Origin of the sequence: Streptomyces sp. NPDC020983 (assembly GCF_044333485.1) — a bacterium.
Lineage (GTDB): Bacteria > Actinomycetota > Actinomycetes > Streptomycetales > Streptomycetaceae > Actinacidiphila.
This window is the reverse complement of sequence record NZ_JBIRRA010000044.1, coordinates 1-1218: the sequence shown is the minus strand read 5'-3', so window position 1 is coordinate 1218 and position 1218 is coordinate 1. Positions and strand designations below refer to the sequence as shown.

Annotated in this window: 1 protein-coding gene; it reads left to right on the top strand. The window is 65.5% G+C overall.

Annotated features, from left to right (window positions below; translation table 11 throughout):
- The coding region (gene araA, locus ACH4SE_RS36445; protein WP_398547883.1) for an L-arabinose isomerase at window positions 1-1218 on the top strand (1218 nt) is incomplete at both ends.

The window sequence follows — 1218 nt, the reverse complement described above, 5'->3', positions numbered from 1 at the left end:
TGCGTAAGCCGTTGCTGCATTTGCACACGCAGGCGAATGTGGAGTTGCCGTGGTCGAGTATCGACATGGATTTCATGAATCTGAACCAGGCTGCTCATGGTGACCGGGAGTTCGGGTTTGTGCAGTCGCGGTTGGGTGTGGCGCGCAAGACGGTGGCCGGTCATGTGTCGGATCCGGTGGTGGGGGAGCGGATTCATGCGTGGATGCGTGCGGCGGTGGGTGCTGCGGTGTTGCGGTCGCTGCGGGTGGCGCGTTTCGGGGACAACATGCGTGATGTGGCGGTGACGGAGGGGGACAAGGTCGAGGCGCAGTTGCGGTTCGGGGTGTCGGTGAACACCTATGGGGTCAATGATCTGGTGGCTGCGGTGGATGCGGTGGGGGAGGGGGTGGTGGGTGAGTTGGTGGAGGAGTATGCGGAGGTGTATCGGCTTGCTCCTGAGCTTGTTGCTGGGGGGGAGCGGCATGGTGCGTTGCGGTATGCGGCGCGGATCGAGGCGGGGTTGCGGGCGTTTTTGGTGGAGGGGGGGTTTGGTGCGTTCACCACGAATTTCGAGGATCTGGGGGGGCTTCGGCAGTTGCCGGGGCTTGCGGTGCAGCGTTTGATGGCTGACGGTTACGGTTTTGGTGGTGAGGGGGACTGGAAGACCGCGACGTTGGTGGCGACGGTCAAGGCGATGGCTGCGGGGTTGCCGGGTGGTACGAGTTTCATGGAGGACTACACCTACCATCTGGTGCCGGGTGAGGAGTTGATCCTGGGGGCGCACATGCTGGAGGTGTGTCCGAGTATTGCGGTGGGGCGGCCGAGTTGTGAGGTGCATCCGCTGGGGATCGGTGGGCGTGAGGATCCTGTGCGGCTGGTGTTCGACGCGGCGGGTGGTCCTGGTGTGGTGGTGGGGCTGGCGGACATGGGTGACCGTTTCCGTCTGGTGGCCAACACCATCGAGGTGGTGGCTCCGGTGGAGCCGTTGCCGGCGCTTCCGGTGGCGCGTGCGGTGTGGCGTCCGGAGCCTGATCTTCGGACCTCGACCGAGGCGTGGCTGACGGCGGGCGGGCCGCATCACACGGTGCTGTCCACCGCGGTCGGTGCGGAGGAGCTCACCGACCTCGCCGACATCCTGGGTACCGAGCTCCTCCTGATCGACGCCGCTACCACCCCGCGGCAGTTCGCCAACGAGATCCGCTGGAACCAGGCCTACTACCGCCTGGCACGCGGCCTGT